Source organism: Caenibacillus caldisaponilyticus (genome assembly GCF_002003465.1).
Taxonomy (GTDB): domain Bacteria; phylum Bacillota; class Bacilli; order Bacillales; family Sporolactobacillaceae; genus Caenibacillus; species Caenibacillus caldisaponilyticus.
Genome location: NZ_BDDQ01000013.1, coordinates 114,959 through 135,837, shown reverse-complemented (window position 1 = coordinate 135,837; position 20,879 = coordinate 114,959). Strand labels below are relative to the sequence as shown.

General features: G+C 54.9%; 22 protein-coding genes. 14 read left to right on the top strand and 8 right to left on the bottom strand.

Annotation, left to right across the window (positions count from 1 at the left end):
* On the top strand, positions 1-284 hold a 284-nt coding region (locus CCB157_RS05260; protein ID WP_143286933.1), incomplete at its 5' end, for a transposase.
* A 523-nt stretch (positions 285-807) separates the two neighbouring features.
* Here CCB157_RS05260 and CCB157_RS05255 read toward each other — a convergent pair.
* Positions 808-1,884, bottom strand: coding sequence for an ABC transporter permease (locus CCB157_RS05255; RefSeq protein WP_077614864.1), 1,077 nt, complete (start codon positions 1,882-1,884; stop codon positions 808-810).
* Positions 1,885-2,229: 345 nt separating this feature from the next.
* Here CCB157_RS05255 and CCB157_RS05250 point away from each other — a divergent pair, with 345 nt between their 5' ends.
* Together CCB157_RS05250 and CCB157_RS05245 are read left to right on the top strand one after the other, a co-directional pair.
* Positions 2,230-3,747, top strand: coding sequence for an MFS transporter (locus CCB157_RS05250; protein WP_238594598.1), 1,518 nt, complete (start codon positions 2,230-2,232; stop codon positions 3,745-3,747).
* A gap of 555 nt (positions 3,748-4,302) precedes the next feature.
* Positions 4,303-4,806 carry a DoxX family membrane protein gene (locus tag CCB157_RS05245; protein WP_077614863.1) on the top strand — a complete coding sequence of 168 codons (504 nt, stop codon included), beginning with the start codon at positions 4,303-4,305 and terminating at the stop codon, positions 4,804-4,806.
* A gap of 139 nt (positions 4,807-4,945) precedes the next feature.
* Here the strand turns inward: CCB157_RS05245 and CCB157_RS05240 are convergent, their stop codons facing one another.
* Positions 4,946-5,872, bottom strand: coding sequence for a DMT family transporter (locus CCB157_RS05240; protein ID WP_193432260.1), 927 nt, complete (start codon positions 5,870-5,872; stop codon positions 4,946-4,948).
* A gap of 417 nt (positions 5,873-6,289) precedes the next feature.
* Between CCB157_RS05240 and rpoN the strand changes: the two genes are divergently transcribed.
* Positions 6,290-7,606, top strand: a complete 1,317-nt coding sequence (gene rpoN, locus CCB157_RS05235; RefSeq protein WP_077614862.1) for an RNA polymerase factor sigma-54 — start codon at positions 6,290-6,292, stop codon at positions 7,604-7,606.
* A 145-nt stretch (positions 7,607-7,751) separates the two neighbouring features.
* On the opposite strand, the gene CCB157_RS05230 is transcribed toward rpoN, so the two are convergent.
* Entirely contained in the window at positions 7,752-8,264 is a 513-nt protein-coding gene (locus tag CCB157_RS05230; protein ID WP_077614861.1) for a GNAT family N-acetyltransferase, read from the bottom strand.
* Between the two features lie 240 nt (positions 8,265-8,504).
* A complete protein-coding gene (locus CCB157_RS18310; RefSeq protein ID WP_158077217.1) occupies positions 8,505-8,687 on the bottom strand; it encodes a hypothetical protein in 183 nt (60 codons plus the stop codon).
* A gap of 102 nt (positions 8,688-8,789) precedes the next feature.
* Between CCB157_RS18310 and CCB157_RS18305 the strand changes: the two genes are divergently transcribed.
* The 7 genes from CCB157_RS18305 (at position 8,790) to CCB157_RS05195 (ending at position 14,206) form a co-directional block, all read left to right on the top strand.
* On the top strand, positions 8,790-9,095 hold the full coding sequence (locus tag CCB157_RS18305) for a hypothetical protein (protein WP_369688660.1): 306 nt from the start codon (positions 8,790-8,792) through the stop codon (positions 9,093-9,095).
* Positions 9,096-9,156: 61 nt separating this feature from the next.
* On the top strand, positions 9,157-10,272 hold the full coding sequence (locus CCB157_RS05220; protein ID WP_077614859.1) for an AbrB family transcriptional regulator: 1,116 nt from the start codon (positions 9,157-9,159) through the stop codon (positions 10,270-10,272).
* A gap of 68 nt (positions 10,273-10,340) precedes the next feature.
* Positions 10,341-11,927 carry a GAF domain-containing sensor histidine kinase gene (locus CCB157_RS05215; RefSeq protein ID WP_077614858.1) on the top strand — a complete coding sequence of 529 codons (1,587 nt, stop codon included), beginning with the start codon at positions 10,341-10,343 and terminating at the stop codon, positions 11,925-11,927.
* Between the two features lie 5 nt (positions 11,928-11,932).
* Positions 11,933-12,571 carry a response regulator gene (locus tag CCB157_RS05210; protein ID WP_077614857.1) on the top strand — a complete coding sequence of 213 codons (639 nt, stop codon included), beginning with the start codon at positions 11,933-11,935 and terminating at the stop codon, positions 12,569-12,571.
* 147 nt (positions 12,572-12,718) lie between these two features.
* Positions 12,719-13,348: a superoxide dismutase family protein gene (locus tag CCB157_RS05205; protein ID WP_238594602.1), complete on the top strand. Its 630-nt coding sequence runs from the start codon at positions 12,719-12,721 to the stop codon at positions 13,346-13,348.
* A gap of 131 nt (positions 13,349-13,479) precedes the next feature.
* Positions 13,480-13,749 (top strand): hypothetical protein, encoded by a 270-nt coding sequence (locus CCB157_RS05200; RefSeq protein WP_077614856.1) that lies wholly within the window; start codon positions 13,480-13,482, stop codon positions 13,747-13,749.
* 160 nt (positions 13,750-13,909) lie between these two features.
* Complete coding sequence (locus tag CCB157_RS05195) at positions 13,910-14,206, top strand: 4a-hydroxytetrahydrobiopterin dehydratase (protein ID WP_274519617.1); 297 nt, start codon at positions 13,910-13,912, stop codon at positions 14,204-14,206.
* Between the two features lie 219 nt (positions 14,207-14,425).
* On the opposite strand, the gene fabL is transcribed toward CCB157_RS05195, so the two are convergent.
* The 3 genes from fabL to CCB157_RS05175 all read right to left on the bottom strand — a co-directional run bounded on the left by fabL (position 14,426) and on the right by CCB157_RS05175 (position 17,217).
* Entirely contained in the window at positions 14,426-15,181 is a 756-nt protein-coding gene (gene fabL / locus CCB157_RS05185) for an enoyl-[acyl-carrier-protein] reductase FabL (protein ID WP_077614853.1), read from the bottom strand.
* 308 nt (positions 15,182-15,489) lie between these two features.
* Positions 15,490-16,614 (bottom strand): CopD family protein, encoded by a 1,125-nt coding sequence (locus CCB157_RS05180; protein WP_158077215.1) that lies wholly within the window; start codon positions 16,612-16,614, stop codon positions 15,490-15,492.
* A 15-nt stretch (positions 16,615-16,629) separates the two neighbouring features.
* Positions 16,630-17,217 (bottom strand): copper resistance CopC family protein, encoded by a 588-nt coding sequence (locus tag CCB157_RS05175; RefSeq protein ID WP_158077214.1) that lies wholly within the window; start codon positions 17,215-17,217, stop codon positions 16,630-16,632.
* A gap of 394 nt (positions 17,218-17,611) precedes the next feature.
* Between CCB157_RS05175 and CCB157_RS05170 the strand changes: the two genes are divergently transcribed.
* The 3 genes from CCB157_RS05170 (at position 17,612) to CCB157_RS05160 (ending at position 20,155) form a co-directional block, all read left to right on the top strand.
* The gene (locus CCB157_RS05170) at positions 17,612-17,890 is read left to right on the top strand and encodes a YjcZ family sporulation protein (protein ID WP_158077213.1); all 279 of its coding nucleotides are present in this window, start codon (positions 17,612-17,614) and stop codon (positions 17,888-17,890) included.
* A gap of 416 nt (positions 17,891-18,306) precedes the next feature.
* Positions 18,307-19,599, top strand: coding sequence for a purine/pyrimidine permease (locus CCB157_RS05165; protein WP_158077212.1), 1,293 nt, complete (start codon positions 18,307-18,309; stop codon positions 19,597-19,599).
* Positions 19,600-19,825: 226 nt separating this feature from the next.
* Entirely contained in the window at positions 19,826-20,155 is a 330-nt protein-coding gene (locus tag CCB157_RS05160) for a hypothetical protein (RefSeq protein ID WP_143286932.1), read from the top strand.
* A 208-nt stretch (positions 20,156-20,363) separates the two neighbouring features.
* Here the strand turns inward: CCB157_RS05160 and CCB157_RS05155 are convergent, their stop codons facing one another.
* Positions 20,364-20,822: an OsmC family protein gene (locus CCB157_RS05155; RefSeq protein WP_077614847.1), complete on the bottom strand. Its 459-nt coding sequence runs from the start codon at positions 20,820-20,822 to the stop codon at positions 20,364-20,366.
* Positions 20,823-20,879: the final 57 nt, after the last annotated feature.

Sequence of the window (20,879 nt, the reverse complement as noted above, 5' to 3'; positions counted from 1 at the left end):
AAGTCCAATCGTGGGCCAATGAGTTGGATGTTCTTCTCACCTTTATGGACTATCCAAGCAGTATTCGAAGTGTGATTTACACGACCAATGCCATCGAACGAACGATCAAGGAGATTCGGAAACGTCTAAAGCCGATGAACAGTTTGAGCAGTTTAGAAGCCGCTGAAAAAGTCGTATATTTGACCGTTCAAGATTTTAACGAGAAATGGGCAGGGCGAAAGTTGCGAGGATTTGCCGAAGCGCAGGAAGCCCTCGAGCGAATGTTTGAAGAACGTTATCATTAACCAAATAATGTAAATAGATGAGATGAGGGGATTCTCCCTTTCCCCCTCAAGAGACTGAATATTCAGTCTCTTGTGTGAAGGAAACCGGTTCCCTATCCATTCCAAATCCATTTCAGAGATACCCTATCTATCTTACATTACACAAAATTCTTGACGGTACCGCTATCGCTGTTTGAGTCCAGCCTCTCTGATATAACTCTCGAATCATAAAAAACTCCCCTATCTTCAGCATCGTTTCTCCACTCCATCTAAGATGTTGTTTCGAAACGATTATCTGTTATTTTTGGGGAATTTTAAACCGCTGTTATTGGGGATTTTATCACCGTTGATTACAGCATGAACTCAATGGAAATATTTAAGATAGAAAACTTTTCAGGACGCTATAGCTTTTTTACACTTTTCGTGCGGTTGATGGACAAACATGGCGTTCAACGGCATCTTTGATCTCCAATGGATCAAGAAAAATTAAATATCTGAGCTTATGCGCTGACCAGGATGTCTAGCCGGCATTTTAGCTTTCCCTTCAAGCATGGCGGTTTTCCAAAGGCAGAAACATCGCTTCTTCACCTTCAGAGGGAAGGGATGAAGATGGCGGCGCTTTTTCCAGTTGGGGATTCACATTTCCTGCCGGCTTGGGCGTTGGATATTCGTGGTCTTTTTCGACGACCTGCTGGACGGCGAGCAACACCGCTTTGACGGACAAGATCGCCAAGGTGACCAAAGCGATCGGAATCAGCGCTAAATAAGGATAAGTCGTCCACAAAAAATGCCAATACGCGCCAATCAGCCCGCCCCATTCGTTGGATAAGGAATAAGGATACAGTTTCGGCGGAACCTGCGTACTAAATAAGCTTTCTTTCAAAAGCATGCCGCCGATCGCCAGGTTAAAAAGGCCGAGATGGGCCATCAATAAAAGGACTTGGATGATTTCCCGAACGAAGACGAGAACGAACCGCGGGAACAAATAAGGCCGCAAATGGTTCCGGAAAAGGTGCCAGCGCCCGCCGCCGAGGACCTTGGCCGATTCAATGAATTCCTTTTGCAAAAGATGATCCGTTTCGTTAAAGAAAGTTTGCGCGGCGGCCGGCAAAGCAATCAGCGTCAACACCGCGACCGTGATCCACGTCCGCGCCCAAAACCCGTAGGTAAAATGGTTGTCATGCATTCTCGCGTCCTGAAACAACACCCATTGCAGAATAAAAAACGCGAGGAGGGCGATCGGGAAATAGCTCAAGCTTTCAAAGGGAGCGAGCACGAGGCGGCCGATCTTCGGGATCCAAAGACGGAACGCGACACCGATGATCGCGGCCAATACGACCCTGAGCCAGGCGATCAGGATGGCGAAGCCGAGCGTGAACTTCGCGCCGATCAACACGACGATGAAAATGCTGCGGGCGAAATCGTCGGCGCCCAAGGGCGGAGCTTGCCACGGGGGATACGGCGGCCGCGCGGCGATCCGGCCGTGGCTGTCATACGTTAAATCCGCAATGGGTATATGGTTGTGCCCAATCCAAAGGTAGGCGAAACTCCCCGCCAGCCACAAAAAGATATAGAAAAACCCGATCCAAAACAGCGGTTTGCGCGCGAGCCGCCTTAACATGTGACCGCCACCTTTTTTCGGCTAAGTGTTCCGCGAAGAGGCGAAGAACCGTTACAAGGGACGGGAGCCATTGAAGATGTCATCTGCCGCTCAAGACATAGGAATCCGGAAAATCGTTTCATTGGGCTCGCCGTTTGGGGAACACGGCATCGTTTGTTTGCCGCGCCTTGGTGTTCTCCCGACGTGAACGGTCCATCAAGCGTTTTAACATTTTATTCGATCATGCCGGTGCAAAATCCTTCCTGTGCTTCGCTTTCCTTCGCACAAGCAAAACGATCTCATGATTTTTTTCGACAGTGTTAAAATATGTAGAAGACAGGAAAAGAGCGTGGGAGATGAGGCACCTTGAAATGGAGACGAAGCGCTCGGATTCTTTGGGTGTGCAATTTTATGATTTCCGCCGGTCTGACGATGGTGATGCCGTTTTTGGCGCTTTTTTTATTGCAAATGGGCGTGACGGACCATCATGCGCTCAGCATGTGGACGGGGCTGATTTTTTCCGCCACGTTTTTATCCGCGGCGTTGATGGCGCCGATATGGGGCGTTTTTGCCGACAAATACGGGCAGCGCGCCAACCTCATCCGCGCGGGGCTCGGCATGGGCGTGATCACCAGTTGTATGGCGTTTGCCCATTCGCCGGTCATGCTGCTCGTCTTGCGTTTCATCGTCGGGTTTTTTTCCGGATTTATTACCGTGTCTTTTTCCTATTTGTCGCGGGTGACGCCGAAAAAACACAGCGGAGAAGCGCTCGGGCTCTTGCAGACGGGCGGCATCGCGGGCAACATTATCGGGCCGCTCGTCGGCGGTGCGCTTTCCGATCTCTTCGGTTTTCGCCCGGTCTTTTTGGTCACCGGGCTTTGCATTTTGCTCACGCTATTGCCGGTGATTTTTTTGCTGGAGAAAGATCCGGTTGTCCCGCAGACGAAGGAAAAACACGGCACTTTTAAAGAAGTGTTCGAGCATCGGACGCTCGTCGTTCTGTTCATCACGACGTTTTTGGTGCAAGTGGCGGTGCTCGGCGTGAACTCGATGATGACCATTTTCGTCAAATCGTTGGTCGGCAACGTCCATAACCTCGCGTTTCTGTCCGGCCTTGCCTCTTCCATCACGGGCATCGCCACGATCATCGGCGCCCCGTATTTGGGAAAATTGGGCGATCGCGTCGGGCAGGCGAAGATTCTGCCGGCCGTTATGGTTCTGTCAGGCCTTCTCGCTTTGCCGCAAGTGTGGACGCACAACATTTACGAGTTGTATTTTTGGCGTTTCCTTCAAGGACTGTTTGTCGGCGGACTTTGGCCGGCCATCCAGGCGCTGATCAACCTGAACAGCCCGAGCCGCATCCAGGGGCGGGCATTTGGGGTGACCGCGAGCAGCCGCTTTTTAGGAAACTTAACCGGTCCGGCGGCGGCCGGCGCCATTTCCGGCGTTTTTTTCGACGCCGTACGTCTTCGCTTTATCGGGCCTTCTTCTGATCGCGACGGGGCTCTTTGCCAAGGGCTTTATAAAACCCGACGTGAGAGCGAACGCCTGGCATCAAGAGGTAAAGGACAAAATCGTGTCATTAAAACACTATCTTCATGGCCGTCATTAATCAACGGCAGCGCCCCAGCGTACATCACCGATCGCCGGCTTTCGCCCTTTTATAAAAGACACCGTCATGAAGGATTGAACATGACCGCTTATTTTGCCGAGCTTTTTATGGGACGATGTTGGCTCGATTCACGTTTTCCATCTTCAGAATGCGCTGCGTATCGGCCGATGGTCGGAGCGCGCTCCGACCTAGTGCCGAGGACGGAAAACCGGTGGAAATTCGTTCTGCGTGCCGATGCCAATGATTGGCATTTTCCTTATCCTATACGTTGAAAGGAGACCTCGTCGAGGGTTTCCACCCGGCTCCTTTTACAAACGGGCGGACATTGGACGGCACGCCCGAACAAGGCGGGACAGGACATGAACCTTTTGAATGGGATGTCAATCTCCGCAAACGCCGGAAGCGGTGGAAAAATTCAAATGACCGGCGGGGCGGACCGTCCGGTCAGAAGCGATAAACCAGCCCGTCCGATGATGAAAGGTTGCCGCGGCCGTGTATAAACCGGCCGCCATTTGGGAATCCTCTTAAAGTATGACCCCCCTATGGCGAGTGGGGAGCGGAGCTCTCTCTTCCGCATCTCCCTTGGATGGCGCTTTCGGTAAAGCCGAAGGCGCATTTTTTTTGCGCCGTAAAGCCGTTGCAACCGCGAACATGACCTTCATGCGCTGTTGCTCGGCGTTATGAAGGAAGTTTTTGATGGAGGTTATGCTGACAAATTGCTGTAACAAAGGAAAATTATATTGTGAAGACTTTCACAAACTCTTTCCGTTCCAATGAGTATGTTAAAAGTGTGAAACCTATCATCCTCTTTTGGAGGCGTGATCGTTATGATTGTCAAATTTTTACGGGAAAACCCAATCGCTTCTTATCTCCTGTTTGTCGTCAGGCTATATCTCGGTTGGGAATGGTTGAAAGCGGGCTGGGAAAAAATCACGGGCGGATTTGACGCCAGCGGATTTTTGAAACACGCGATCACCATGACTTCCGGAGACCATCCGGCGGTGCCGGGCTGGTGGGGCGCTTTTTTGAAAGGTTTTGCCTTGCCGCATGTCGGTTTCTTCAACTTTCTCGTGCCGTGGGGTGAATTGCTCGTCGGTCTCGGCTTGATCCTCGGCGGGTTGACGACCTTTGCCGCCTTAATGGGCATCGTGATGAATTTTTCTTACATGTTCTCCGGCACGACGAGCACGAACCCGCAAATGACGTTGTTGACCATCTTTATTTTGATAGCCGGTTATAATGCGGCGCACATCGGCATCGACCGTTGGCTCATTCCCCATGTGAGAAGATGGCTGCGCCTCGAAACGAATACCCGTGGAAAAGCGGCATAAAGCTCAAACGCGGCCGCTCAAGCGAAAGCGGCGACTAAAAGCAAAAGGGACGCCTTCTTAAAAGGCCGTTCGGTTTGATGCACGGCGCTTTTCGGGAAACAAGCGAATAGAGAAGGCCTTCCCATGACCGGGAAGGCCTTCAAGTTTGAGTGGATGAGGAAAGGGCGGACGGTTTCTTCCGCGCTTTCGTCTTCGATTCCCCCATCAGATAGAGAAAGATGCCGGTTAAAATCACCAAGCTGCCCGCCAGTTGCAACGGTCCGAGCGTTTCACCGAAGAAAATGTAGGCGAGAATGGAACTTCCGACCGGTTCGCCGAGGATCGTCATCGACAGCGTATTGACGCCGACCCATTTGACGGACCAATTGTAGACGGAGTGTCCGAGCAGCGTCGGGAAGACGGCGAGCAATAAAAACATGAGCCAATCCTTCGGCGCGTGGTTGAAGAGCGCTTGGCGCGAAACGAGAACAAAGAGAAACAACGCCAACGCCGCGAATGCATAGACGAGCAAGGTATAAGCGTACAGCTCCATGTCTTTGCGGACTTCTTGGCCGACCATTAAATAGACGGTGATGAGCAGGCACGCGACCAAGGCGAGAACGTCGCCGTATAAAGCGGCGCGGCTTGTCCCGAAGTCTCCCCAGCCGATCAGCACGCTTCCTGAGATGGCGCATAGCGCGCCGACGACCGCGTAGAGCCTTAACCTGGTTTTAAAGAAAAGAACCGAACCGGCGAAGGCAAAGATCGGTTGAATCGTGACGAGGACGACCGAGCTGGCGACGGACGTGTAGGCGAGCGACTGAAACCATAAAATGAAATGAAACGCGAGACAGATGCCGGCGAGCGCGCACCATAAAACGCTTTTCCGCGTCATGGAGCGAAACTCGCCGATGTGTTTGTATAAAAACGGCGCCATGAAGAGCGTTGAAAAAAACAACCGGTAAAAAGCGGTCACCGCCGCCGGCGCATCGGCAAGCCGCACCCAAATGGCCGATGTCGAGATCGACAAAGTGGCGAGCACGACGGCGATGTACGGGTTGATCCGCGGTCGCTGGGACGCGTTCAAACGTCTCCCTCCCCCAAATGCGTAGTCCCTTTCCTATGCCGATAACGCCATTATACGATAGAAAGAAGAACTTTTGTTGCGTGAATCCATTAATGCCGCGAGTCCGGCCGTTTTGACGCTCGGCTCAATAGAACGGCTCAGCGCTTCCCCGACCGGTAAAAAGGGTTCGATTTTACTTCCCGGATCGGGCGGAATCCAGCCGAGCAAAGGCTCAACACGTGTGAGGTGCGCTACCGGTCAGGCTTCTTATTGAACGGGACGCGTTCCATGCGGAAAAGGCGAAAACCGTTGAAACGAACCGCGGTTATATGGCCGGCGGGAGCAAGCCCCAAGCGGTGGAAACCGTCTTCTTGTCAAAAACCGGGCGATTGTGCCGAAGCGTAACGGCGCGTATAATGAAGTTAGGGGGTTGCCGTTATGGACCTTAAGCCGCTGCAACAACAGACTTTGAAGCTGCGGATGACCGCGGAATTAAGGCAAGCGATCACCATTTTGCAATTTTCCTCCCAAGAGCTATCCGATTATTTGCGCGAACAAGCGCTCGATAACCCGCTCATCGAACTCGAAGAGCCGGCGGGGCCGCCGCCGGAGATGACTTTTTATCCAAAAGGCGGCCGCCGGAACGGGGAATACGTCGATCCGTTTCTCTTTGTCGCCGATGATGACGGTGATTTTAAAGACGATCTGATGCAACAAGCGCGTTTGCTGAACGTCGGTCGGAAAGAATATGAAATCCTTTCCCATTTGATTTTGTCCTTGGATGAGAACGGGTATTTGCGCGATGACCTCGAACGCGTCGCTTTCGACCTACAATGTCCGGTCGAGGATGTGGAAGCGGCGCTCAGGACGCTTCAGTCCTTTGAGCCCGCCGGCATCGGCGCCCGGGATTTGCGGGAATGCCTCTTGTTGCAGGCGCGCCGTTTGCGTCCGGATGACGAATTGGTGCAACGCTTGATCACGGAACATCTCGAGGATATCGCGGAGGGTGAATTGGAAGCGCTTTCCTATGCGCTTTCCGTGTCGAGGTTGCGCCTCGATGAAGCCGTCCGCTTTATTCAAACGCTTCAACCGAAACCGGCGCTCGCCATGGCCAAAGAGACGCCCGTTTACATCCGGCCGGACCTCGTCGTCGAGGCGGACGGCGCCGACTTTACGGTGCGGTTGATGGATGACGGCGTGCCTGAGATCCGCATGAACCGCGAATACGAGGCGGTTTGGTCCTCCGCCGGGGGCGAAGCGCAGCGTTATTTGGAAAAGAAATATAAACAAATGCTTTGGCTGATGCGCTGCGTGGAACAGCGCCGGGCGACCTTGCTGAACGTCACGAAAACGATCATGGAAAAGCAGCGGGATTTTCTTGAACGGGGGCCGAAAGCGTTGGCGCCGCTCACTTTAAGGGACGTCGCCATGGAACTGGCCGTTCACGAGTCGACCGTCAGCCGGGCGGTCAAAGAAAAATATGTCCAGACCCCGCACGGCCTTTTTGAGCTGAAAGATTTCTTTTCTTCCAAAGTCAAGGCGAAAGACGCTGGAGAGATGTCTTCGACGAGCGTGAAGCTCATGATCAAGGAAATGATCGCCGGCGAAGACCCGGACCATCCGCTGTCCGATCAAAAGATTTGCGATCTGCTGGGGTCGCGGGGCATTGAGCTCTCCCGCCGCGCGGTCACGAAATATCGGTTGGCGCTGAACATCCCCCCGTCGACCAAGAGAAAGCGGGCGGCGTCCGGATAAATTCGGCCAAGCCGGCCAGCGTTGTCTCATATGATGCACATCCCGTATCCCATAAAAGGGGTACGGGATGTTCTCGTATTTGAAAGGAAATTCGCGGGCTTTGATAGGGTTGAATGCGGCTGAAAGCCGTTGCTGTTTCAGCGCATCACAGCGGATAATGCAAGAGGAGCTGCGGGCCGATTCTTCCTTCCCGCCGCAGCCCGCGATCGATGAAACCGACGGCGAAATACAATTTTTGCGCCGCGAGATTTCTCTCATTGACGGCAAGGACGATCTCATTGACATCCGGAAAATGCGCTTTGACGAAAGCGGGCAACAGGGCCATCGCTTTTTTCGCAAAGCCTTTTCCTTGTTCGGAATAGTTGACGGACAGCGCCCGGAGCAAAACGGCCCGAGGATTGTCGGTAAACGGCCGAATATTTTCACCGGTGTGAAGGACGAAAAATCCGACCGGCGTCTTTCCGTTCAGGATCACGACCGGATGCCGTTCTTTTTCCTCCTTGCACTTTTCCAACGCTTCCAAAGGCAGAGCTGTAAATGCTTTTTGGTCTTCCGGCAGCCAAAACGCTTTCAAAGCGTCATAGTGTTCGCTCTGATAAAAACAAAGGTTGACAAGGCCGCTTGTGGTGTGGTCTTTGCTGCTGACGCGCTCCTCCAATGGATTCCCTCCATGCTTGATTTTGTTGATAAAAGCATTTTATCAGAACATATATTCGCTTTCAAGCGGTTTTTAAGAATCGCTCCATTTCTCCATTTTTTAGAAAAAGAGTAGAGAGATCATTAAATTTGACTTATTCTTGAAGAAGGGAAGTCCTTGCGTACGAACAAAATGAGCCGATGTCGCAGCGTTCAATGGCCTTTTCGTTTGAATTTGCATGAAGGGAAACATGAACCATGGTTAAACCAAAGCTTTTGCTGTTTTTTGGCGCGGTGAGGAGCGGTGAATTTGAAAGCTTATGGTCGCGCGGCATTTCACTGGGGCTTTTGCTAACTCGGGCTTTCCAAAGGCATTGTGATTTTGGCGACTCAAGGAAAAATCATCGATACCGTGCTGTATGCCTTGTCCTTGCCACTTCATCATTGTCCCAAAGTCCTCAGCGCGCTGTTTATGTTCATGATCTAAAAGATCGCCAGTTTTTTTATTACGTCGGCATCCAGCTTGGCCGCTTTGACGATTCCGCTGATGACACCGCTCGGCGACATGCTCGGGATTTCGCGGCAAACCTCCGTGTTGGCGTATCAATTGGGGAACGGATTCACGAATATGCTCTATCCGACCACGGCCACGCCGATGGCCTCTTTGGGCTTAGCCCGCGCGCACTGGTGGACGTGGGTGAAAGGATCTCCCGCTGCAAATCCTTTATTTTATTTTGTGCCTGCTCGCCATTATCGTCGCCGTTTGGATCCGGTATTGAGGTTTACGGCGGTGAATGAAAGAAAAGATACGAAATATTTGGTTACGGCTAACCGAAATTTTATAATAATATAGGGGATTCCTTCCAAACGACCGGCGCGCTAAATGAATCAACTGACAACAAGGAAGTGTTCGTTTGTCTTGGTTTCATGAACAATTATTCCAGAAAATTGCAAACATCGGACTGACGCTCGTCATCGCTGTGCTCGGCGGCATCGTCTTCGACTTTTTGCACGTTCCGCTGCACTGGGTGCTCGGACCGGCGGCCGCCCTGCTCATCGCCTCGCGTTTTCTGAAAGGCAAGCTGTATTGGCCGGTGCAAATCCGGAACGCCGGGCTCATCCCGGTCGGTTATCTGTTGGGGACGTCCATGACGGCCGCAACGCTCGCCGAAATGGGCAAGCAATTGCCGGCGATGCTTCTGGCGACGGTGCTCATCTTGGTCTTTAGCTTCGTGTTTTCTTATCTCGTTTCGAAAATGACCGGCATCCCGCTCCGATCGACCGTGACCGGCAGCATTCCCGGCGGGTTGTCGCAAATGGTGGTTCTAGGTGAGGAGCTGAAAGGCGTCGATATCACGATCGTCACCTTCTTCCAGGTGACGCGCTTGATGGGCGTCGTCTTTCTCGTTCCGATCATCGGGTTAAGCCCGCTCTTTTCGAGGGGCGCCGGCGCTGCAGGGGCCGCCGGAACGGGCGGAGAGCCGGTTTGGGACGTCCGCCTCGCCTTATTGTATTTGGCCGTGAACGTCGCCGGCGCGCTGATCGGCAAGCGCGTCAAACTGCCGACCGCATTTTTGCTCGGCCCGATCATCGGCACCGCCGTCCTCGTCATCGCGGGGCTGCCCGCTCCGGATTTGCCCGCGCCGTTGTTGAACGCCGCCCAAATCACCATGGGCGCTTATCTCGGCTTGATGCTTAAACCGGGACAAATCGGGGCGAAGGGCAAAGCGCTTCTTGCGGCGGCGGCGACCGGCCTTTCCCTCATCGTTTTTTCCATGATCGCTGCGTTCGTGCTGACGTGCTTGCACGGCGTGCCGTATTTGACGGCTTTTATTGCGATGGCGCCCGGCGGCATGGACCAGATGGGGATTCTCGCGAAGGAAGCGCATGCGGATCTCGCCACCGTCACGAGCTATCAAATGTTCCGCATTTTTTTCATACTCTTCGTCGTCCCGCCGGTGATCAAAAAGCTTTTCGCCACCCAGTGGTTTCAGCGGATCGAGCGTTTGCAAGCGCGGCATGAGATGTGAGGGGAGGATCATGCGCGCGGCACGGCGGAGAATATGCACGGATTACTTATTCCGGCGGGTGATGGCCAATGGATCGCAAGCTGAACGACTTGTACACCCTCAAGGTGATCGCTGAAACGTTAAACCGCTCGGACGACCTGCACGATATGCTGCAGCTCGTCCTGGAAAAGCTGCTCGAGGTGACCGGACTGAAGGCCGGCTGGATTTTTCTCGCCGAGGCGCCGTCGCGCTATGAGCTGGCGGCGGACGTTCACTTGCCGCCGGCGCTCGCCCGCGACGGAAAGGCGCCGATGTGTGCCGGCGTCTGCCATTGCCTCTCCCAATACTGGGCCGGAACGTTGAAACAGGCCGTCAATATCATCAACTGCAAGCGGCTTGCCGACGCCATCCGCCTGAAGAGCGGAGACACCGCGGGCATCACCCACCACGCGACCGTGCCGTTGGCCGCTTCAGGGGAGCGCTTCGGCGTGTTGAACGTCGCCTCGCCGCATAAACAGACGTTTACGGATGATGAACTCAACCTTTTGCAGTCGGTGGCTTATCAAATCGGCACGGCGATCAAACGAATGAAGCTGTACGAGGCGGAAAAGCGGCGCGCCAAAACGTTCGCCAAGCTCGACGCCGCCGTCCGGACGATCTGGGAAGCGGCGGACCGGAACGCGTTTCCCGCCCACGCCGCCAAAAGCGTCGCCCGTGCGTTCGATTTTGAACACGTGCTTTTTTTCAGCGCGGAAGACGGCCGTTTCGTCCTTCGCTCCGAATGCCGGGACGGCATCGTCCACCACACCCTGCCGCCGCATGAACCCATCGCCATAGACGCGGGACCTCCCGGATTTCGCGATCTGCCGTTTGCCGAAGGCGGAAAGCCGGCCCGTTTCTATTGGCTCCCGATCAATATGGGGAACGTTTGCATCGGCGGGCTGGCGATCCGAATTTCGCCGTCATTTGCCGACATCGACGAGGCGGGGCTCATGGCGCTGGCCGCCCATCTCGCCCTTGCCATAGAAAACTTAGAGCTCAATGAAAAGCGCCGCCAGCTGCAGCTCAGCGAGGAGCGCAACCGCTTGGCTCGCGATTTGCACGACGCCGTCAGCCAAAAATTATTTTCGCTCTCTTTGACGGCCAAAGCGGCGCAGTCCTTTGCCGATCAGCAGCCGGATTTGCTTCGCGAAGCGCTCGCGGACATACAAAAATTGTCCAGGGAGGCGCTCGCGGAAATGCGGGCGTTGATTTGGCAGCTGCGCCCGCTGCCGAGCGACCAGCCGTTATCCGAAGCGATCAAGGCCTACGGAGCCAAGTTAGGGCTTACTGTATTGGTCAAAAGCCGCGGGGAGGGGCGGATTCCGCCGAGGCATCGGGAAGCCTTGTGGCGCGTCATGCAGGAAGCGCTCAATAACGTCTGCAAACACGCCGGCGTTGCGGAAGCCCGCGTCGTGATTGAAGCGGGCGCTCGCGACATCTATGTGGAAATTACGGATGCCGGGAAAGGTTTTGCGGTGGACGGCGCCGAGCGGCCGGGCGGAACGCTCGGGCTTTCAAGCATGCGCGAGCGCATTGAACAATTGAACGGAACGTTTTACGTAAAAAGTGGGCCGGGGAGAGGGACGACGATCGCCGCCCGCGTCCCCCTCGGCCATTCCGGGAAGGATGCGTGATAGACGTGATCAAGGTGCTTCTTGCAGATGATCACGTCGTCTTGAAAGGATTGCGATTTTTTCTCAGCACACAAAAAGACATCGAAATCGTGGGGGAAGCCAAGAGCGGAAAGGAAGCTGTTCGATTGGCGCGCGCGCTTCGCCCCGACGTCATTTTAATGGACGTGCGCATGCCGGACATGGGCGGCGCCGAGGCGACCGCATGGATCAAAAGGGAACTTCCGAACAGCAAAATCCTTATGTTGACCAGTTTTGTCGATCAAGAAACGGTCGTGACCACGCTGAAATCGGGGGCGAGCGGCTATCTTCTAAAGGATGTGGAACCCGACGAACTCGCCGCCGCCATCCGTGCCGCCTACCGCGGGGAGCAACCGCTTCATCCGGAAGCGACCAATCAGTTGCTGAACCATCTGAAGGCGGGGGAAGCGTCCGAAAAAGACGGGTTCAATGCGCTCACGCCGAGAGAGAAGGAGGTTCTCCGCGAGATCGTCCGCGGCCGCGGCAACAGAGAAATCGCGGAAGCGCTGTTTATTACCGAAAAAACGGTAAAAACACACGTCAGCAACATTTTGAGCAAACTCGGCCTGCACGACCGCACGCAGGCGGCGATCCTCGCGGTCAAAAACGGCTGGTTCGAGGAATAAAAGGCATCGATCAATATGAAAATGGCGAAGGCCGCGTACATGCCGATTCAAGGCCTTTGGAGGCCATCGTCCGGGATGGCATGAGAACTCCCTCCATCGCTCATACTAAAAAGAAAAAATGGCGATGGAGGGTTTATGTTGAAAAAAGTGAAGCTTTCATTGTTGGGATTGGCGTTTGCCGCCGCTGCTTTGTTGACGGTCGATGGCGGACGGGGGATGGCCGCGGGCGATGAGGTGTGGCCGGATCATGACCAAGTGCATGCGGACGAACCGAAAACGGGGTTTGACGGAAACAACGGACAGCCCCATGCCTCGCGACATTTAAAAGCGGAGGCGACGTTGCGAAACGCGAAAGGCCAAGCCGTCGGCAAGGCCCATTTCGTCGAGATCAACAAAGGCGTTCTCGTGCACGTGAAAGTGAAAGGGCTTGCCCCGGGCTTGCACGGCATCCATTTCCATGAAAAAGGGAGCTGTCAACCGCCGAAATTCCTAAGCGCCGGCGAGCATTTCAATCCGTTTTACAAAGAACACGGCCTGGAAAATCCGAAGGGCCCGCACGCGGGCGATTTAAAGAATCTTGTGGTCAATCATGACGGCATGGCCGATGCGACGTTTGTCACGCCGAGAGTCACGTTGGCCAAAGGGAAAAAGAATGCGCTCATCGATGCGGACGGGACCGCTTTGGTCATTCACGCCAAGCCCGATGACCAGAAGACCAATCCCACGGGCGGCTCCGGCGATCGCATTATCTGCGGCGTCATCAAATCCGTCCGCTAAAAACCGCGTCGTTGGGTTGGAGCCGTCATCGCATCCATGATGGTTGTCCGCGGCCCGTTTGGTTCCTCCCCCCTCTCCTTAAAATTATGATATAGTTTAAGAAGAGACCATTTGGATGAAGGGGAAGAACCGTGAGACAGCTTGAGAGACTGCAGGTCCTGACCGAAATTGTCGGCGAGTTTCGAACGGCGATTCACATGGACCAAGCGCCGGAAAAAACGGGCCGACTCGTCTTGGAAGTGATTCAGTCCTCCGGTGACGACGTTTTGGAGGATTGCGTCCTCAACGCTTATTTAAAACTGTCCGATCGCGAACAAGCCGTTCGCTATTTAAACGATGCGATCGCCCATTTACACGAACAAATCGACAGGCTGATGGCCGAATCGCAAGGACGTCGGTGAACCGGCGTCCTTTTTCGGCGGGCTGTCCGGGCATGGCCGGACAGCGGGAGATGGCGGGCGAGGGTTTGCGCCTTGCGAATCCGACCTTGAAGTGGCGTTGCGATGTTGATGGCATTCTGGCCTGGTTTTTATGATAGGAAAGGGAAGGGGAGAAAAGGACTTGCGGAAATTGACGCTGGAAGAGGCGATGCGCGCGATTGAACCGCTCGACGGCTGGACGATCGAGGAGGAACGCTGGCTCAGAAAAAGATACCGGTTTCCCGCTTTCATGAAAGGGATCGCTTTCGTGCAAGCCATCGCCGAGCTGTCCGAACAGGTCAATCATCATCCGTTCATCGCCATCGATTATAAGGTCGTCACCTTAAGGCTGACGTCCTGGCGCATGAAAGGCATTACGGATTTGGACGTCGATCTCATTAAAAAATACGATGACATCTACCGGTCCATGATCGAGTAAACATGTCGCGGCACAATGAAAAAATAAAAAAGGGGGAATTCCCCCTTGGTCGCCTCCGGCGTTGCAGCGGAGGCGATTTTTTGTGCGTCCGGGGACGGTGTTACGGTAACGGCCGCCCCTTGCGGTTGCCGTTCGAATCGTTTTCGTATGGTCCGCCGGCGCCGACGAAAGGCGCTCGTTGCCGGATTCGCGCCGTTTCCGGCGCCCGGCCTTTTTTCTTTACTCCGCCAATAACGTCAATCCGCCGTCGACGATGATCGTTTGGCCGCGGATCATGGACGCCGCGGGTGTGCAGAGGAAATAGGCGACCTCCGCCAAGTCGCGCGGCTCGACGATGCGCCCGGCGGGATTGCGTTTTTTCGCCGTCTCCAGAATTTCTTCCCGGTTCGGGAAATGCTTGAGCGCGTCGGTGTCGACCGCTCCGCCGGACACCGCGTTGACGACAATGCCCATCGGGGCGAGTTCGACGGCGAGATAGCGGGTGATCGCTTCCACCGCCGCCTTGGAAACGCCGACGGCGACATAGTTCGGCAGCGTGCGTATCGAACCGATGCTCGATACGCCGACGATCGCGCCGCCGCCCGTTTTTTGCATCAACTTTGCCGCTTCTTGCGCGCAGAAAAGATACGCCTTGGCGTTGATGTTTTGCGTCCAGTCCCAATGGCTTTCTTCGATTTCCATGAGCGGGCGCATGACGCCGGAGGCCGCGTTGTTGATGAAAACGTCGAGCCGCCCGAAAGTGTTTGCGACTTCGGCGAACAGCGCCTGGATTTGTTCTCGTTCACCGACGTTGGCTTTGACGAGATGGACGCGCACGCCGTATGCGCTTTCGATCGCTTCCTTCGCTTCTTGAGCGGCGGAACGCTTGCGCATGAAATTGAGCACAAGGTCATAGCCGTTCGCGGCGAATTTTTCCGCGATCGCCCGGCCGATGCCGCGCGTGCCGCCCGTGACCAAAGCAACCTTCTTATCCATCGAATACCCTCATTTCTATCAATAAGTTCGCTCACTAATATACCATAAATTTTGCCTCGCGGTTGGCATCCGCATGATGATGGGTATGGACACCCGGAATGCTTTTCAGGACAAGACTCCCTAGGCTTTTCCGGCCTCTTTTTGCCTTTCTTAGCGTTCGAGCCTTTTAATCAACAAGCGATGGCCAGGCTTCCAAACGCTCCGAGACCAAGGCTTTTGGCCAGCGGCCTTGATCGTTCCCTGTGGTTCCGCATGGCTTGCATGGCGTGGCGTTTGACTCCGGCGGGCCGTCAACGGATACTGTGCGGTTATTGTAATCCGGCCATCACACCGAGGTAGGCGCTGGCGAGAAAACCCGCGGCCATGGCGAGCGAGAGTCCGGCTGATTCCCGCCGGATCCGCGCCAAGCATAAAAAGATGAGAAACAATCCGCCGAGCCCGAAAAAGAGCGCGCTCATGGGTGTGAAGGCGAATGTCAAGGGCAATCGGCCGTCCGGCGCTTGTCCATAAGCGGCGGTAAATAAAGGGCTGGCCCCGTCGGTGCGCAAAAGCTGCCGGACGTCGTGCGGCGGCGCCTGTTGTCCCATAAACGCCGTGACGATAAAAATCGACATGAGGACCGCGCTCTCCGCGCGCGCCCACTTCACGGGACGGATCCTCTCGTGATTTTTTCGGTATAGGCGGCGGGCGTAAAGGCCATTGAAGGCGGCGTATAGAAGGAGCGGGATGATCAGCAAATGTTTGATCAGCAAGGCTTGTCCATAATTGACCGCGAGGCCGTTTTCATACTGTATAAGGGTGGCGTGCGGCGAACGGTCAAGGGGATTGGCGATGTCGATCGCCATTGTTGCTATCCCAGCAATGAGCGCGACGAGGACGCACACCGCCGCAAAAGGGGAAAACCAGCGCAAAAACGCGGGCCAACGGCGATCGCTCTTCGCAAACCACGCCGCACACAGGAGCGTGCCTCCCCATGCGGAAACGGCCAAAAGATGAAAGAAGTGGGCGAAAAACCCGTAAACCGGTTCCAGGCTGGCGGCATGGCTCGCCCTGGCGTATCCCGCGATGAGAAAGACGAATAGAAACAAGCCGAGTTTTGATAAAAAGCGATCATTTTCGAGTGGATTAAAATGAGCCAAAGCGGCGAGGAGCAGCGCGACGGCCACCGTAAACCACCACGCTTTGCCGACTTCAAAGGTGAAGAGAACGCCGGTGAGCGCCGTCCATAAGCCCATATCTTTGGCCAACACCGCGACGAGGTACAACACCGGCGCGAACGACAGTCCTCCCGAAGCGAGCGCGGCGGCGACGATGAGCGGTTTCGGGAGGGCGATGTCTGGACGCAACGCCTTCGGCAGGCTGTATAAGATCAAGGTGCCGCCCAGCAAGCCAAAGCAAATGTACAACAGGATTTCCGATAAAATGACGAACAACAAAACCGAACACCTCTACGCTTTCTTTTTGCGTCTCGCGCTGAAAAAGCCGATGGCGACGAGCGCGGCAAGCAGGATAAACGCCGTTGCGAAAAGTGCGGTGCGGCCTTGCCCGGCTTGTTCCTTCGTTTTTTCCGCAGTTTTTGCTTTCGTTGTGGTCGCGCTCTCTTCATCTTTCGGAGCGGCGCCGCTGCCGACGGAAAAAGTTAATTGATCGCCGACGGTGTGGCCGTCGAGGCTGACTAACCGCCATTTAAGGGTGTAGCGGCCGTCTTCGAGCGGTTCCTTTGGCGTCACCGTCACATTTTTTTCTTTGATCACGGGCGGTTGGATGGGATGCGTTTGGCCGTTTTCATCTTTCAAAGTTATGGTGATGAACTTTTCGACCGGCTCGCCAAAGTGCAGCGCGATTTCTGTTACGGGCGAGTCTACGGAGGCTCCCTCTTTCGGTTCGCTGTCGACAAGCTCGGAATGGGCATCGGCGCCGACGGGCTTCAACACGGCGAACAGCACGAGCGAGAGCACCGCCAAACGGCATAATCTTCCAAAAAAACCGCGCGAAATCAATGGATGCGCGTGTGTCTTCCGGATTTTCCGAAACACCGAATCGTCCTCCTGTTCTGGTTGGATTGGCTTTCTTTGAAATAGATAAGGGTTGGAGAAACTTTCATCACTTTCTTTATACCTTTTACTAGCTTACCATGAATTGGCGCCATCGTTTCCGCCATTGTAAAAATTTTCGCATCCGCTTGCCAAATATCAGTATACCTTATGGAAATCGATAGATTGTAAACCGCTTGTCATTGGCTGAAAAAAAATGCAGGGCAATGGCAGCGCTTAAAAGTTTTCATTGCAGTAATTCATATCGCGGCCCGCACAGTCATTCTGTTTTTTTTTGCAATTATAGAGCCAAAAAAAAAATCGAACGGTCCGCGCCCCGACATCGCGCGTGTTTTTGCATATGATAAGGTGGACGGATAATGTGGGGGGATGCGGTTTGGATGCGAAAGAGAGGGAAAGGTGGCAGCGCGAATTTACCCTTTATCTCGTGTTGTTCATCTTGTTGGTCATCGTCGGGGCGATCGGTTCACAGCGCCAAGGTTATTGGAGCAGCGGATACGGAGCGCTCTATCCGCCAACCCCCGACGGAGCGCCGGGATGGGGGTATCCGCCGCTGCCGGTTTGGTATGGCCCGTCGGCTTATGTCCAGCCGTTCGGTTATGGGCCTACTCCGGGGCTGTACGGCTATGGGCCGCCCGGCCCCGGATGGTGGTAATCCTTCGGAAAACGAAAGAGCGATTCGGTGCATGACAAGATGGAACAGGCGTGCTCATGCACCCGGCCTCCGTTTGTCCCCGGTTTTTTGACGGGAGTAAGCGGAGGCTCTGTTTTGATCTGTCTGAACATGCCAGGAGGCGTGAACGGCGTCGAGGCGTAAATTTTTTTGCCGAGGAAAATCTTTAGGACGGGATGAAGCGCGCGTCGCTTTTCGCTGTGCGTGTTTTGAAGGATGTGCTGCACGGTCGTTTCTGTTACACTTATTCGTGAAATTGTTTTTGCCCGGTCTTGCTGAGACGGGAGAGTCTTGTCCGCCAAACCCGCAAAACATAGGCTTCGCGACGGATGAAAAGGATCATCTGGACGCATAGGCCAGTTGGCGTTCACACGGATATACATAGGAGAAGATGGAACATGGGGAAACGGGTGCTGTCATCGCTTCAATGGTTTGTGTTTATATTGGCCGGAACGATCGTCGCTCCGATTTCGGTCGCGAGCGCTTTCGGCTTTTCGTCCGACGAAACCGCCGAATTGCTGCAACGGACGTTTTTCATCGTCGGCCTGACTTCGCTTTTGCAAGGCCTTTTTGGCCATCGTCTGCCGCTGACGGAAGGCCCCGCCGGCTTGTGGTGGGGAGTGTTTCTCGCTTATGCCGGCATGGCCCATCATGGCGGCGGGGCATCGGCGCATGCGGTGCTGCAAAGTTTGGAGCTTGGGCTGATCGCATCGGGTCTCCTCTTTATCGCGCTGTCCGCTTTGAATCTCATCCGTTATGTAGAAAAAGGCTTCACGCCGGCGGTGACCGGCACGTATCTCATCTTGCTCGTCATCCAGCTTAGCGGACCGTTTGTCTCTGGAATTTTGGGGGCGGACGGGGGAAAAGTGGACGCGAAGACGGCGGGCGCGGCGTTGGCCACGCTCGTCCTTTCCGTTGTTTTATCGCAAGCGGGCGTTCGCTTTTTGAAGAATTATTCCGTGCTCATCAGCCTGGTGATCGGTTGGTTGTTGTTCCGCGCCCTAGGTTTGGGCACGGAGGTGCCGTCGGGAGGCGGGCGCACGCTTTCCATGCCGGAATGGTTCGCGTGGGGGCCGCCGTCGTTTGATGCCGGCATTTTTGTCACGTCGCTGTTGACGGCGCTGCTGCTCATGACGAACATGATCGCGAGCGTTGAGGCGGTCAGGCGCGCCGTACGGTCTGAAAAAGCGGTTCATTGGCGGCGGACGAGTTTGATCATGGGCATCAATCAAATGGCCGCCGGCGTGTTTCCAACTGTCGGCGGCGTGCCGATATCCGGTTCGGCCGGTTTCATCTTGACGACGCGAATCACCGAGCGGCTCCCGTTTTTAATCGGCTCGGCCATGACTCTCGCCATGAGTTTCTTTCCGCCGGTGACGGGATGGCTCAGCGCTTTGCCCGCGCCGGTCGGCTATGCGACGCTGTTCGTTTCGATGGCCGGCATTCTCGGGCTCGGTTTACAAACCGTCAAAGAGGAACTGCACCACGAGAAAAAGGTGACCGTCATCAGCTTGTCCATCATGATCGGTTCGGGGGTTTTGCTCCTGCCCGCGTCGGCGCTTGAGGCTTTGCCGGGCGTTCTCCAATCCATTTTGCACAACGGGCTCGTCGTCGGCGTGCTTGCCGCGATCGTTCTCGATCTCATTTTTAGGCGCAAAGAGCGGCGGACCGAAACAACTTCGATTAATTGACGGCCGCAGGGGCACTCTAGATAACGGATAGTCCGGGGAACTTGAGGACGGTTCGCCGGAGAAATCTCGGCATCCTTCCTTCCGGGAGGCAAGAAAGCCGAATCGCCGCCGGCTGGACGTGTGCCGCCGGTGATCAAGATGAGGCTAAAAGGACATGAATCGGCAAGAAAGCGGTTCGCTTTGTTGCTCTTGGAATGAGCCGCCGCTTGGAAAGGAGATGGAACGCATGATTATCGTCTGGATCAGCCTGGCGTTGGTCGTCGTTATGATCGGATGGTTCGTGATTCGGGGCGTTCGCGAACTCCGGGCGCTGAAGCGGTCATTTGTGCACTTGGCCAAATCGGCGGAAATCCTGAGGGAAAACGGGGAAGCGGTCGCCAAACAAGGGGGGCGCCTTCGCGGGCATGTGTCCGTTCTCGCGGAAGACGCCAAGAAAAAAAGCGCTGCGGTTCGCCGGATCATGGACGAAGCCGGAGCGCTGACCATGACGATAGAGAAAACAAAAGGCGCCTTCGTTACCGCCATCCGAGAGCGCATGAATCAAACGAAGATCTAGCGGCCCGGGTTGGCGATATTTGGCGCCGCTGAAGTTGTCTCCGGCGCGGATTTCTTGAGCAACGGAGTCCGCCGCCGGGAACATGGCCTCTTTAACGATTGCGTCACCATTTACAACAGCACGACATCCGGCCGCAGAACCGTCGGCCGAATGGTATGATGGGCCTCCCAAAAACATGCGAGGAAGGCGAACGCGCCGCCATGCGGAATCAACCCGCGGCGCGTTCGCTTTTTTTAACGGTCGGCTGGACGGACAATTTCACGTTTCCGCGCAAGGCGTTTCCGATCATGCAACGTTCTTCGGCGCGGTAAGCCGCCTCCATGATTTCGGCGATTCTCTCTTCCGTTGTGTCGGGCGCCACGGTAATCGTGGGGTAATGGGTAATGCTTTCAAAATGCAGGCCGTTTTCATCGCTCACGACGCCTTCGGAATGCACCTGGATAGTTTCAAAGTCGAGCCCGCGGGATTTTAAGGCGATGCCGAGCGTCATCATGTAACAGGCTTGGGTGGCGCTGATCAATAATTCATCGGGATTGGTGCCTTCTCCACGGCCGTTCATCGAGCGATCAATGGAGACCGTCGTGCGAAACCCTTTTGACTGCACGCTGCCGATGCCGTCGCGCCCGCCTTTCCACTCGCCATCCACGGAAAAATGGTAGGCCGTCATTGTCTTTTCTCCTCCCTTGAACGGTTATCGCCCATGTCCATTGTACCAGGGCGATGG